Source organism: Sphingomonas jejuensis (assembly GCF_011927695.1).
Classification (GTDB): domain Bacteria; phylum Pseudomonadota; class Alphaproteobacteria; order Sphingomonadales; family Sphingomonadaceae; genus Sphingomonas_K; species Sphingomonas_K jejuensis.
Map to the genome: position 1 here is coordinate 509966 of NZ_JAATJE010000001.1, position 13728 is coordinate 523693.

General features: G+C 68.2%; 11 protein-coding genes. 2 read left to right on the forward strand and 9 right to left on the reverse strand.

What is annotated here, in order from left to right; all coding sequences use genetic code 11:
- Nucleotides 1-7: 7 nt before the first annotated feature.
- From GGR88_RS02570 to GGR88_RS02595, 6 genes are all read right to left on the reverse strand, one after another.
- Entirely contained in the window at nt 8-1501 is a 1494-nt protein-coding gene (locus tag GGR88_RS02570; protein ID WP_167952688.1) for a tryptophan halogenase family protein, read from the reverse strand.
- Nucleotides 1498-2529: a cupin-like domain-containing protein gene (locus GGR88_RS02575; RefSeq protein WP_167952690.1), complete on the reverse strand. Its 1032-nt coding sequence runs from the start codon at nt 2527-2529 to the stop codon at nt 1498-1500. The genes GGR88_RS02570 and GGR88_RS02575 overlap by 4 nt, the downstream gene beginning before the upstream one ends.
- On the reverse strand, nt 2522-3241 hold the full coding sequence (locus GGR88_RS02580; protein ID WP_167952693.1) for a SapC family protein: 720 nt from the start codon (nt 3239-3241) through the stop codon (nt 2522-2524). Before GGR88_RS02580 ends, GGR88_RS02575 begins: the two co-directional genes overlap by 8 nt.
- Complete coding sequence (locus GGR88_RS02585) at nt 3238-4830, reverse strand: tryptophan halogenase family protein (protein ID WP_167952696.1); 1593 nt, start codon at nt 4828-4830, stop codon at nt 3238-3240. Before GGR88_RS02585 ends, GGR88_RS02580 begins: the two co-directional genes overlap by 4 nt.
- Before the next feature lie 72 nt (nt 4831-4902).
- Complete coding sequence (locus tag GGR88_RS02590) at nt 4903-7884, reverse strand: TonB-dependent receptor (RefSeq protein ID WP_245196418.1); 2982 nt, start codon at nt 7882-7884, stop codon at nt 4903-4905.
- Between the two features lie 225 nt (nt 7885-8109).
- Complete coding sequence (locus tag GGR88_RS02595) at nt 8110-9885, reverse strand: adenylyl cyclase (RefSeq protein WP_245196419.1); 1776 nt, start codon at nt 9883-9885, stop codon at nt 8110-8112.
- A gap of 111 nt (nt 9886-9996) precedes the next feature.
- Here GGR88_RS02595 and GGR88_RS02600 point away from each other — a divergent pair, with 111 nt between their 5' ends.
- Entirely contained in the window at nt 9997-11061 is a 1065-nt protein-coding gene (locus GGR88_RS02600; RefSeq protein WP_167952702.1) for a LacI family DNA-binding transcriptional regulator, read from the forward strand.
- On the opposite strand, the gene GGR88_RS02605 is transcribed toward GGR88_RS02600, so the two are convergent.
- The 3 genes from GGR88_RS02605 to GGR88_RS02615 are packed head-to-tail and all read right to left on the reverse strand — an operon-like array spanning nt 11058 to nt 12934.
- Nucleotides 11058-11642 carry a GNAT family N-acetyltransferase gene (locus tag GGR88_RS02605; RefSeq protein ID WP_342449699.1) on the reverse strand — a complete coding sequence of 195 codons (585 nt, stop codon included), beginning with the start codon at nt 11640-11642 and terminating at the stop codon, nt 11058-11060. The genes GGR88_RS02600 and GGR88_RS02605 overlap by 4 nt on opposite strands.
- Before the next feature lie 3 nt (nt 11643-11645).
- On the reverse strand, nt 11646-12488 hold the full coding sequence (gene hemF, locus GGR88_RS02610) for an oxygen-dependent coproporphyrinogen oxidase (protein WP_167952704.1): 843 nt from the start codon (nt 12486-12488) through the stop codon (nt 11646-11648).
- On the reverse strand, nt 12485-12934 hold the full coding sequence (locus tag GGR88_RS02615; RefSeq protein ID WP_167952708.1) for a tRNA (cytidine(34)-2'-O)-methyltransferase: 450 nt from the start codon (nt 12932-12934) through the stop codon (nt 12485-12487). The genes hemF and GGR88_RS02615 overlap by 4 nt, the downstream gene beginning before the upstream one ends.
- 184 nt (nt 12935-13118) lie before the next feature.
- Here GGR88_RS02615 and petA point away from each other — a divergent pair, with 184 nt between their 5' ends.
- On the forward strand, nt 13119-13724 hold the full coding sequence (gene petA, locus GGR88_RS02620) for a ubiquinol-cytochrome c reductase iron-sulfur subunit (protein WP_167952712.1): 606 nt from the start codon (nt 13119-13121) through the stop codon (nt 13722-13724).
- Nucleotides 13725-13728: the final 4 nt, after the last annotated feature.

Consider the following 13728-nt stretch of genomic DNA (forward strand, 5'->3'; position numbering starts at 1 on the left):
CTTCCCGTCAGGCGGCGGCCCCGCAATAACTCGCGACATAGGCGGCATGGTTCGGCATGCCGGCAACCGACTTCCTGACCGTCTCGCGCAATGTCGACAGCAGTCTGGCGAGCTCGTCATCGCTCAGCTTCTCGGCGATGGGATGGTGGCTGCGCGGCACGATGCCCTGACCCATCATCACCTGAACCCAGCTGTTCTCGCCGAACAGCTCCTCGTTGCGGCGGAACACGCGACCGGTTTCGCGGAACAGCTCGATTTTCTGGGTGAGCGTGTCGGGCACATCCATGTCCGCGCACTGCCGCCAGAAGGCGCTGTCACGCCGTTCTGTTGCCTTGTAGTGCAGGACGAGGAAGTCGCGGATCTGCACCATGTCGACCATCTGCTGGTCGTTGAACTCGGCGACGTCACGCGCGCTGATCCCGTCCGTAGGGAACATGCGGATCAGGCGCAGGACCGCGCGCTGGATAAGGTGGATGCTGGTCGATTCCAGCGGCTCCATGAACCCGCCCGACAGGCCGATCGCCACGCAGTTGCGGTGCCATTGCCGCCGCCTCGCACCCGTGACGAAGCGGAGGCGGTTGGGCTCGGTCAGCGTAGGGCCTTCGATGTTGCCGAGCAGCCGTGCCAGCGCCGCCTCATGATCGAGATAGCGGGTGCAGTAGACGATCCCATTGCCCGTGCGATGCTGCAGCGGGATACGCCATTGCCAGCCCGCGTCATGCGCCATCGCACGGGTGTACGGCACCGGCGGTGCCAGGCTCTCGGTCTGCACCGCGATCGCCGCGTCGCATGGAAGATAATGGGTCCAATCGTCGAACCCGGCATGGAGCGCGCCGTCGATCAGCAGCGCGCGAAAGCCGGTGCAATCGATGAACAGGTCGCCATCGATCCGCCGGCCGCCATCGAGCATCAGCGCGGCAATGTCGCCGCTCTCGCCGTCAAGCTCGACGGCGGTGATGCGCCCTTCCACCCGCACCGTCCCGTCGCCTTCCGCCATGCGCCGCAGAAAACCGGCGTAGCGGGCGGAATCGAGCTGATAGGCGTAGTTGGCCTGGTCTCCCGGCAGATGGCCGAACCGACCTTCCAGGGCAGCGACAAGCTCCAGGCAATACTCGTCATAGGGCGCATCATGGCCGCGCTCGAGGCCGCTCAGCCAGAAATGCTGGAAGCCGGCAGACCAATGGTCGCGGCCGGTCAGGCCGAAGGAATGGAAGTAGCTGTGGCCCAGCTGCTTCCAGTCGTCGAACAGGATGCCGAGTTTGAAGGTGGCCTGCGTCTCGCGCATGAACTCGGCCTCGTTGATGCCGAGCAGCCGGTTGAACGCGATCAAGGGCGGGATCGTGGATTCGCCGACACCGACGGTGCCGATCGCTTCCGATTCCACCAGCGTGACCTGGACGGTGCGGCCCATGGTGCGCGCGATCGCCGCGGCCGTCATCCAGCCGGCAGTGCCGCCGCCGGCTACGACGACCCGGCAGATCCGCGGAGCATCCACAGTCATTGGCTGAGCGCCCGCAGCAGATAGGCGCGCAGCCGCCCGGCGCTCTCCGGCGTCAGCGGATCGAGCACGCTGCGCGCGCCTTCGGGGATATGGGCTGTCACGGCCGTCCCGTCACCGAAGATGTAGTGGTCGAACATATCGCGCCAGTGCCGCTTCTCGTCTTCGGGCAGGTCGCGGATCGCGAGCAGGGCGTGGTTCAGCGCATCCTGCGGGTTCCCCATCCAGCGCGGCGTGTCCTTCCACCAATAGTTCACCAGCACGTTGAACGCGGCCAGCCCCTCCACATGGTGCCACCACATGGACGGGATGAAGATCGCGTCGCCCGCGTTCAGGTCGGCGACCTGCGCGTGCTCCAGCGCCTCGCGGAACCGCGGATGTCGGGCGTGGTCGGGATGGTGCAGGTCGACCATGCTGACGGCACGTCCCGCCGGGGTGTGGTCGATCGGTCCCAGGTAGAGGTTGCGGAACTGGTCGCGCGGGAACAGCGTGAACCGCCGCCGCCCGACCGCGACGCAGGCCAGGTTCCGCGGCAGGTCGTTGTGCGCGGCAATGCGCGTCCGGGTGCCGATCCAGATGCTGGCGATCGGTTGGCGCGCACCCAGGTCGACATGGTTGGCGGCATGCAGGCCGTCGAAGAACTGGTGCACGTCGACCGACGCGAGATAGATGGGCCGCGCATCGGCCGCGCCGTCCTCCCGCGCGATCTGCGCGAAGATGTCGGCGAGCTTCGCGCGCGCCATGCGGAAGTTCATCTGCATGGCGTCGTCGTAGAACAGCCTGCCGCCGCTCTCCGCCGTGCCGACGGATACGGTGAACGGCACGTCGCGCGCATGTTCGACCAGATAGGCCCGCGCGTCCGCGGCGGACCGCCGCCCCGCCTCGACCAGAGGCCAGTCGGACACCAGGCCGCGCACCACGAACGGCTTCGTTGCGCTGGCGAGCAGCCGGTCGAGCGCAGCCTGGTCGGCAACCGCAACCTCCGGCACGGCGGCGAGGCCGGCGAAGATGCCGGGGTCGGCGTCAGCCATCGGCATTGCGCTGGTTCTTCCGCGCCACCAGCTCCGCGATGCGGCCGAGCGAGGCGACCGCCATGAAGATCGGCATCAGGTGGCCTTCGCCATGAAGCGCGCCGAGCGCATCCGGCCCCAGTGCGGCCAGCTTCTGCTCGTCGATGGCATGGTAGCCGACCAGACGGTTGATGGACCCGTCGTCCAACTCGATCTCGAGCGTGAAGGGTTCGAGCAGGTTGTGCTGCCGAAGCGCGGCGAAGAAGGCGGCGGACTCGCGATAGCCCGCGTCGAGCTCGCCCAGAAGCTCGGCCACCTCCTCCAGATAGGGCGTCGGGCGGCCGTCCCCGTCGAACACCCGAATTCCCTCGCCATCGCCGCTGATCCGCGGGCTGGCGGTGTCGACATGCACCTGCCGCACGTCGCTGTCGGGGGCGGCATGGCCGATCAGGAAGGGCTGGATGGCCAACGCCAGCGGCCGGTACCGCGCGTCCCACCGATCCCCTTTAAGAAACAGGTTCTCGCCATTCTCGAACCCGAACAGCGCGAGCGCCACGAAGTCGGTCCGCTCCTGATTCATGCGGAAGAGGATCGGGTACTCGTCCTGCACACGCCGGAACTCGGCGGGAACCACCAGGCTGGTCATCACCGCATCGCCAAGCGCCGCCCCGCGCTCGGCGCGCACGCGAAGGTCCCGGTGCCGGTCGGAGCCGAGCAGCTGATGAGCGGTCATGTGAGCTGTGTCTCCAGGGACGCGGGCGCCGTCGCGGCCCTCAGCGCGTCCAGATAGGCGCGGTTGGTGGGAAGGCTCGCCGCCAGGCCGCGCCCGCGCTCCGCCACCTGCCTGAGCAGCCGCCCGGCCGCGCCCTGACCTTCGGGCCGGACCAGCGGGGGAGGGGGCGGGGGAAAGCCCATGCCGTAGAGCACATATTGGTAGCTCGCCGCCGGGAACAGCTCCTCGGCAAGCGGCAGGTCGCGGCGCGACGGCGCGCGATGCCGCCACAGCCGCATCATGGCAGCGAGGCGAGGCGGCACGCTGTCGGCCGTGCGATGCGCGAGCCAATAGGGTTCGCTCCGTTCGCTCAGAACATAATGCAGCTTCAGGAACTCGACGATGCGGTCCCATCGTTCCCGAAACAACGCGTTGAAGCGGTCCGCCTGGATCGCCATGGTCTCTCGGTCGGGTGGGAAATCATCGAGCAGGGCATCCAGCGACAGCTCGATCAGGACGATGGCCGACGCCTCCAGCGGCTCCAGAAAGCCCGCCGACAGGCCCAACGCCAGGCAGTTGCGCTCCCAGAAGCGCGCGCGGTGGCCGGAGCGGAACGCAAGCCGGCGAAAGGCGGCGGGGCTGATCGTGGATCCCGGAACCGCTTGGGCGATGTAAGCCGCCAAGACCTCCGCTGCCTCGTCGTCATCCATAAACGCAGAGGCATAGACGCAACCGATCCCCCGCCGGGTGGGAAGGCCGATGTCCCAGATCCAGCCCGCCCGATGCGCCGTCGCGTCGGTCTGCGAGGCGATCATGCTGTCGGCCGCAACCGGAACCTGGGCGGCAAGCGCGCGGTCGTTCGGCAGGATGTCCCTCCGATCCACGAACGGCACGTCCAGCGCGCCGCCGATCAGCATCGCGGCATGGCCGGTGCAGTCGATGAACAGGTCGCCGGACACCGCGCCCGCGTCCCGCAGCACGACGCCCGCGATGTCGCCGTCGGGTGTCCGCTCGACCGCCAGCACATGGTCGCGCAGGTGGCGAACACCCAGCGCCTGCGCCCGCCGCGTCAGCAGCGCTGCCAGCTTGCCCGCGTCGAGGTGGTAACCATAATTCAGCGCGCCGGAATAATCGGGCATCGCGCGCTGCCGCGGTGCCAGATGGTCGCGGCAGATGCGCGCCTGCGTGGTGGCGTGATCGGCAAAGGGGCCGTCTGCTCGCGCGGCCCAGTCCTGCACCACCGCCTGCGGATCGGCCTCGGGCGGAGGCGTGAAGGGGTGAAGGTAGCTGTCGCCCGCCGCGCCCGTGCGCCAGCCGATGAACCGCGATCCCTGCTTGAAGGACGCATCGCAGGCGAGGAGGAAGTCGCTTTCTGCGATGCCGATCCGTTCCAGCGTACGGCGCATGGTGGGCCAGGTGCCCTCGCCGACGCCGATCGTGGGGATGTCGGGGGACTCGATGATGGTGACGGTCAGCGGATCGGCGAGGGCCTTGTCGATCCGCGCAGCGATGACGCAGGCCGCTAGCCAGCCGGCCGTGCCGCCGCCGACGATCACGACGCGGCGAACGGGCCGGCTCGGCTGCGGAGGGGCTGTCCGATCCTCGTGCATCAACCGTGGGTCTGCTCTCGCCCGGCGGAAAAAGCCACCCCGCCGCTGCGGGGTGGCTCCTGCCGGATCGGATCAGAAGTTGAAGCGAACACCCGCGGAATAGCGCGCGAAGCCCGGCTGCGAGAAGGTAACGAAGTTGTCCGATCGACGATGACCCCGCCGGCTGGCGTTGGTCAGGTTGATCGCCTCCACGAAGCCCGTCAGCCCCGGCACGAACTCGTAGCTCGCGCTGGCGTCGACCTGCCCGTAATCCTCGACATAGGTCGGGTTCGGATTGCCACCGGCATAGAACTCTGCGCGCCAGTTGTAGGCGACGCGCGCCTGCAGCCCACCACGGTCATAGTAGAGCACCGCATTGGCGCTGTCGCTCAGGCCCGCCAGCGCAAACTGGCCGACATTGGGGTCCAGCGCATTATCGAAGTCGGTGTCACCGCGCACCACCGTGTAGTTCAGGATCGTACCAAAGCCCGTGTCCCAGAAGCTGTGCTGGATCGCGAACTCGAAGCCGTCGATCGTCGCTGTCTGATCGGAGTTGAAGGGCGTGCCGACCCGGAAGTCGACAAGGCCGTCTTCCGCCAGGCCGAAGATCCGACCCGTGTAGCGACCGTTCTGGTCCAGCACCGGCTGGCCCTGAGCGTCGCGGGCGACTTCCACGCCATTGGTGAAGTTGCGCAGGATATAGTCGCGGATCAGGCCCACGTCCGTGGTTCCGCCCAGCGCCGCCTGCGCGGCCCTGAATCGGGGCCCGTCAGCGGGATTGCGCAGGTCGAACGCACTCCGCTCGACCTCCTGCGAGTTGATGAAGTTGCTCACCCGCTTCCGGAAATAGCCGGCCGAGACGTAGCTGGTATCGTCGTAATACCACTCTGCCGAAAGATCGATGTTCTTCGACAGGAAGGGAACCAGGTTCGGGTTGCCCTGCTGCCCGCCGCCACCGGCGATGCCGAACTGCCGGCTGAGGGTCAGGCCGCCCTGCAGGCTGCCGTAATCGGCCCGCGTGATGGTGTGGCTGTAGGACGCGCGAAGCTTCAGGCCGTCCAGCGGCTCCACGTCCACGTCGATCGCCGGCAGCCAGTTGTCGTAGCTGCCCTTGTTCGGCAGGAAGTCCGTCGAGGAGCCGTAGATGATGTTGAACTCGCCCACCGCGACCCATGCGGTGCCGGTCGGGATCGGCGTCAGCGAGGTCGATTCTACGTTCGTCTGGTCATAGCGGACGCCCGCGATGATGTGAGCGTCGCGACCGAGCACGTCGAATTCCATGTTCGCCTGGATGAATGGCGAGATGGTCTTTTCCGTGATCCGGCGGTCCGTATCGAAGGTCGCAAGGCAGCCGTCGCCGAGCGGGGTTCCGCCGAGCGGCCGGCTGCAGATGCCGAAGCGATCCTCGAGCAGGTTGACCAGCCGCGCGATGTCGAAGCTGTAGAAGGCCGGGATGATGCCGTCGCCGGACCCGGACACGCCCTTGAACTTGTCGGGCAGGGTGACGAGCTCGAAGATGTCGTCCGGCAGATCAGCCGGGGTGCCGAGGCCGCCCCAGGTGTCGTTCTGGATGAAGCCATAGGCCGAACGCACGCGGTTCTCGACATAGGAGAAGCCGACATCGATCGAGTCGAGGAAATCCCCGTCATGATCGTAACGGCCCGACAGCTGGACCTGGTTGATCTCGTCCTTGAAGTAAGCGTTGCGGAACGAGTTGCCGGTGGCGTTGATCCGCGATGCGTCAAGCGCGTCGATGCCCGGCTGCATGATGTAGGAGATGATCGGCAGCTCCTTGGTGAAGTCCACCGTCTGGGACTGCACGCCGAAGACCGCGGTGCCCACCGACATGCTGCTGCCGAAGTTGTTGGACGGCTTCGATTCTGCCGTGGAATGGTGCGCGTCGAGCACGACGGTGACGCCGCCCGGCGCCTCCCAAGTCAGGTTGCCGCCCAGCGACTTGTTTTCGCTGACGTTGGCGGTCAGCGCGCCCGAATAGGACAGGTCCTTACCCGGCCCGAACCGCTCCGTGTAGAACACTGGACCGGCCACGGGGCCGTCCGTCCACTGGGTGGTGGTGTCGCCGAAGTTGAACCAAATGCCCACGCTGTTGTCGCGCGCTTCCACCTTGTTGCGTGAATAGGTGAAATCCACGGTCGCGGTCAGGGCGTCGGCGGGGCGGAATTGCAGAACCGCCTGCCCGTTGATGCGCTCACGCTCGAAATTGTTGATGTTGTAGGCCGCGCTCTGCGGGATCTCGTACACATCGGTCGGGCCGGGGCGGTTGATGACGTTCGGCCCTTCCGGCCCGAGCGTGCCCCAGTCGTTCTCCGTGCCAAGGAAGGCGTTGCCGAAGCCGACGGAGCCGGTGTTCGTGCGGGCGTTGCGCTTCTGGTAGATGCCGGTCACCAGCACGCCGAACTGGTCGTCGCTGCCGAAGGTCGAGCTGATGATGCCCGACACTTCCGGGGTGATGCTCTGATCGTCGTCCTGCGACGTGTCGAGCACACCGCGCACCGCGATCGACCCGCGCAGGCCGGGACGATCCAGCGGACGGGGCGTGCGGATGTTGATGGTGGAACCGATGCCGCCCGACGGCACGGCGGCACGGCCGGTCTTGTAGACCTCCACCGCGGCGATGCCTTCGGAAGCGAGATTGGCGAAGTCGAACGAGCGTGATGCGGGCGGGCTGGCGCCGTCACCCAGCGTCGACGTCGGCATCTGGCGGCCGTTGAGCGTTACCAGGTTATATTCCGGACCGAAGCCGCGGACGGTGACGGTGGAGCCTTCGCCGTTCGATCGATCGATCGACACACCGGTGATGCGCTGGAGCGACTCGGCCAGGTTGGTGTCGGGGAACTTGCCGATGTCCTCGGCCGAGATCGCGTCGACGACGCCCTGGCCATTGCGCTTCAGATCAACGGCCGCCTGAAGCGAGGCGCGGATGCCGGTGATGACGATCTCCTCGCCGCTATCCTCCTCGATGCCGGGGGTGGGCTGGATCTCGGACGGGCCGGTGTTGCCGAGCGTCGATGCCGCGTCCTGCGCGTGCGCGGCGGCCGGCATCAGCGCCAGCATGGATGCGCCAACAGCGAAACGAGACAGCGAGCGAGCGTTGAAGCTCCGCATGAGTTCCTCCCCTTATTGATCTGGCTCGCTTGTTGTCGCGGCCTGGTTGTGAACGTTCATTTCCGAAAAGCGCGCGAGATTGTCAAGATGTTCGGATTGGGTGGACGGCAGCTCCCGCGGCGCTGGCGCCCATTTGCAACAGGGCGGCCGATCGCGCCGGCCGCCCCTCTGCGCTCAGGGATAGTGGAGCAGCGTCTGGCGGATCGCGCCCGGCCGCGCGGCGTCGCCCGCCTCGTTCACCAGATGCGCGATCGTGCCCTTGCCCCCGCCCAGCGAGATGATGGTGACATGGTCGATCCGGACGCCCGGCCGTCGCGGCACCTCCACCGCGCTTTCCAGCACGATCGACGGATCGGCCGTGAAGTTGGCATAGATGCCCATCGCGGTGGCCTTATGGTCCTGCACATGCGGCGCGACCTTGTACGCCGCCCAGCCGCGGGTGTTGCCGGCCATATAGGCCGCCTGGCTTGGTGGATCGTAGGGTAGTTCGTTCTGGTAGAAGAGGGTTCGCCCTCGCTCTCCGTTCCAGAGCGTCTGGTATTTCTGGTAATGCTCCACGAACAACCCGGTGAGCGTCACGTCGTTGCCGTTGACGACCAGGCCCTGGTCGCCCGTGCTCTCGTCCCAGCCGACATGCACCCGCCCGCCCGCGCGGTCGCCATGGTCCGCGCGCCAGATCCACAGGTGGTCGCCCAGCACATGGTGGCTGTTGATCTCCAGCGAGGTTGTCGCATTGCCAACGGTCGCGCCGCCCACGCGGAAGTAGAGATCGGACAGGCTGACCGGGTTGGCGCGGAAGTCGCCGGATGCGCCACGCGGGCCGATCTCCAGCAGCACGGGCGACAACGCCGGCCCGGCATCGAACATCACCCCCGCCACCACGACGCCCGCGACATCGTCAACCGTCATTGCCTTGGTGCCGCCGTTCGCCAGCAGCGTGGCGAGGCCCAGGCCCAGCACCACCGTACCGGCCTCCATGACACGGATCGGCGCGTCCAGAGGATAAACGCCAGGCGTCAGCAGCAGGTGCTGCCCCGCGCTCAGGGCGAGGTTGATCTCGGCCGCCGACATGCCCGGCTGTGCGATCAGGAAGCGATCGAGCGGGATCGTGCGGCCGAGACCCGGGCCAGCGCCCCAACTCGGTCCCCGCGCATCGCGGCGTACGGCCGGCACGAACACTCCCCAGCGCCCGTCGGCATCGATGTGGAGAAAGGGCTTTTCGCGGATCAGCGGCACGGCGGGCAGGGTGGTGAAGGGCGGCTCCGGAAAGCTGGTCGGCGGCGCGCCCTCGACGCCTGCGAACACCATGTTCCAGTTGGATCCCTCCCATGCGCCGATCGCGCTGGTGCGGGTCAGCCACTGCTGTTGGGATCCGGAGCGCACCGTCCCGTCGATGCGGCTGTCCGCGATCAGCCCGCCGCTGGACCAGCCGCCATCGTCCAGCGCCAGGTCGCCATGGAGGTGCATGCGGCGATAGGGTGCGGCCTGCGACACGGCCCAGCGGTCGGCGCCGTCCGGCGGACGCACGGCCATGTTCTCCACGCCACGCCAGAAATTGACCAGCGCCATGCCGTTGTTCCAGTCCGCCTCGCAGTGGACATGGCCGTCGATCACGACCTCGCCCGGCACCCGCCCGAGCCCCGCGACCTGGGTGAAGAAGCCGACGTTGATGTCGAGCGGATAGCGTCCGGGCTTCGCCAGCACGGCATAGCGCCGGTCGGTGAAGTGCGCGCGTTCCTGCTCCCGGAAGATCGCGTCCAGCCGCGCCTGAAGCGCGGCCGGTGGCGTGTCGGGGTCCAGCACGACCACATAGGGTCCGAGGTCCGGATCGGCTTCGGTCGTGGCGGCGCGTGGTCGCGGCGTCGTTGCGCACCCCGTCACCGCGGCGGCACCAAGTCCCGCGATCACCGCGCGACGGCCAACCCCGCGCCCGCCGTCAAGCTTCGTCATGATACTCTCCCTGTTTTGCGAGCAGGGGGTACCGGCCCCGTTGTGAACGTTCAACCGCCCGCGACTTGCGGAACCGGCAAGGTTGCTGGCAGAGGCGGTGGCGGGGAGACCATGTCGCCGATGCGCCGCCAGACCGTGACCATCAAACATGTCGCAGCCGAAGCCGGCGTGTCGCTGCAGACCGTGTCCCGGGTGATCAACAAGGAGCCGCACGTCCGCCCCGCGGTGCTGGAGCGGGTGGAGGCGGCGGTCGCCAAGCTCGGCTATGTGCCCAGCCTTGCCGCCCGGCGCATGGGCGGATCACGCTCCTACCTCATCCTCGCGCTCAACGATCGGGATCGCACGATCGAGGGGTGGCAGTCCGACGGCGGCACCGACTGGGTCGACCAGATGCTGCTGGGCGGCATGCTCAAATGCGCCGAGCACGGCTATCGCATGATCTTTGAGCTGGTGGACACGCATGCCGCGCATGTGGAGCGGGAGATCAGCGCCGCCATCTCCTCGCTTCATCCGGACGGCATCATCCTCACTCCGCCGCACGGCGACAATCCCGTCATCACTGACCTGCTGACCCGGCTGCGCGTGCCCTTCGCCCGGATCGGATCGGCCGGGGAGGGGGCGGGCTTCTCGATCGCGATGGACGAGGCCGCGGCCGCGGCGGCGGCGACGGACCATCTCGTCCAACTCGGCCACAGCCGCATCGGCTTCGTGACCGGCAGCGACGAGTATGCGCTGTCCGTAACAAGGTTGGAGGGGTGGCGCCGCGCGATGGCGGCGGCCGGGCTTGCCGCGGGCGATGATCTCGTCCGCCACGGCGACTTCACCTTCCGGTCGGGCGCGGCTGCGGCGGAAACGCTGGTGAGCGGGCCGCAGCCCGTCACCGCCATTGTGGCCAGCAACGACCAGATGGCGCTCGCCGCGCTGCACGTGGCGCAGGACCGCGGGCTCGCCGTGCCCGGCGACCTGTCGATCATCAGCTTCGACGACACCCCGATTACGCGCTTCAGCGTCCCGCCATTGACCGCCATCGCACAGCCGATCGCGGCCATGGCGTCGCGCGCGGCCGAGCTGCTGATCGAGGCGCGCGGCCAGCCGGCGGAGACGGCGGAGGCGAGCGTTCTGCCCTTTCGCCTCGTGGCACGCGCCTCGACCGGCCCGGTACGCGCCGACGGCTAGCGCAGCGCCGGGACGTGGGGTGCGCTGTCGGGCGGCAACAGCCCCACGGCGCGCGGATCGGCAAATGTCTCGACCCACTGCTGCGTCGGCCGGAATCCCTGGTGCCGGTAGAAGCCGAGCGCGCGGGGATGGTCCAGCGTGCACGTGGCGACGCGCACCCGCTCGACGCCCGGCCGCCAGAGCTGCGCCAGCGCGTGGGTCATCAGCCAGCCGCCACCGCCGCGGCCCACCCATTCCGGCACCAGGCCGAAATAGGACAGCTCGCCCACCGGCGCATGGCGGAAATCGAGTTCCAGGAAGCCGACCTCGACCCCGGACCGGTCCACGGCGGCGCTCACCTCGATCGCCGGATCGTCGAGGATCGCGCGCAGCTGCGCGTCCGGCATCGCAAGGCGCGAATACCATAGCCAGGGCCCGCCCACCCGGCGGAACAGCGCGCGATAGGCATCCAGTCCGGGCCGGCGCCAGCGTTCCAGCCGGAGAGGGGATGGCGGCAGCGGGCGGGGCGCCGGCCGCGCCGTCATCTCAAGCACGGTGACGACGGTTGCGACCTGACCCGCCGGGATGGTCGTGCGCGCCACCGCTCAGGCCCAGGTCGCGCGCGGCGGCAGGCTCATCAGGATCGCATCGACATTGCCGCCGGTCTTCAGGCCGAACAGCGTGCCGCGATCATAGACGAGGTTGAATTCGGCATAGCGGCCGCGCCACTCCAGCTGACGCCGCACGTCGGCATCGTCATAGGGCGCCAGTCGCCGGTGCCGGACGATGGCGGCGAACGACGACAGGAACGCATCGCCGACCGCGATCTGGAACGCCAGGTGGCTGTCGAAGTCGCCTTCGAGATGATCGAAGAAGATGCCGCCGACGCCGCGGTGGACGCCGCGGTGCGGGATGAAGAAATAGTCGTCGGCCCAGGCCTTGAACCGATCATAGTCCCCGGGCGGGCCGCCGGCGCACGCGCCGCGCATGGCCGCGTGGAAGGCCTCGGTGTCCTCGGCGTAGGGGATCGGCGGGTTGAGGTCGGCGCCTCCCCCGTGCCAGCGCTTGGTCGTGTTCAGGAACCGCAGGTTCATGTGAACGGCGGGCACGTGCGGGTTCATCATGTGCGCGACCAGGCTGATGCCGGTGGCAAAGAAGCGCGGATCATCCGCCGCGCCGTGGATCGTCCGGCCGAACTCCTCGCCCAGCGACCCTGCGACCGTGGACACGTTGACGCCGACCTTCTCGAACACCGCGCCGGTCATCAGGCCGCGCACGCCGCCGCCGCCGGGTGACCCGTCGGGATCCAGCCGGTCCCACGGGAGGAAGGTGAAGCGCGCGTCGCTGCCGGTCTCCGACTCGATCGACTCGAACTCGGCGCAGATGCGGTCGCGCAGCGCCTCGAACGCGGCGCGGGCGGCGGCCTGTTCGGGATCGAGCTCGGTCATCGGGGAAGGGCTCCGGTCTGGCAAAGGGCTTCGTGGACGGCAATGCCGGTGGCGACCGACAGGTTGAGCGAACGCAGCCCGGGTGCGATCGGGATGCGCGCCGCGATCGCCGCGGCCGCGCGTGCAACCGGTGTCGCGCCCGACCCCTCCGATCCCATCAGCAGGATGTCGTCGGCCGAAAAGGCGACGTCGGACAGCGCGGTGTCGCCGTGGGTGGTGAGGAGAACGATGCGGCCGGGCCGCGCCGCCCGGAACGCCGCCCAATCGGCATGGCGGCTGACATCCACGCGGTCGGCATAGTCCATGCCGGCGCGCCGCACCCGCGCATCGCTCCAGGCGAAGCCCAACGGTTCGATGATGTCGACCGGCACCGCGAAGCAGGCGGCAAGCCGCAGCACGGCGCCCACGTTGCCGGCGATTTCCGGCTGTTCCAGCGCGATCCGCATGCGTCCCTTTGGCGCGCGGGCCGCCGGCTCACAAGCCTGTCAAATTGATGTTGGCAAGTTGGCGGGGTGGAGGCTATCAGGCCGCCGACCGCCGTCGTGATGGACGGCCGCGCTTTGGAACAACCCGGAACGGATTCGGACAGCCAGGGCGCGAGGACTTGTTGCGCAAGGGCTTTATCGAACCATGGCCACGACGACCGATCACGGCGGGCTTCCGGACAACACGCCGCGCGAAGGGCTGGGAGACACCCCCGTCACGTCCGCGGGCGACGCCGTTCGTCGCCGTGACTTCATCAACATCGCCGCCGTCAGCTTCGCGGGCGTCGGCGCGGGCGTTGTGGCGCTGCCGCTGATCAACCAGATGAACCCGGCGGCCGACGTGCTTGCGCTGTCCACGATCGAGGTGGACGTGTCGCAGATCCCGGCCGGCCAGGCGGTCAAGACGGAGTTCCGCCGCCAGCCGCTGTTCGTGCGCCACCTGACCCCGCAGGAAATCGCCGCCGCCAACGCGGTGTCCGTCGCGTCGCTGCGCGATCCGCAGACGCTCGCCGAGCGCACCAAGGAGGGCAAAAGCCAGTGGCTCGTCACCATGGGCGTATGCACCCATCTGGGCTGCGTCCCGCTCGGCGCGGCGGAAGGTGAGAACCGCGGTGAGTTCGGCGGCTATTTCTGCCCGTGCCACGGGTCGCACTACGACACCGCGGCGCGCATCCGGAAGGGGCCGGCGCCGCTGAACCTCGAGGTGCCGGAATATGCATTCACGTCCGACACCGTGATCCAAGTCGGCTGAGGAA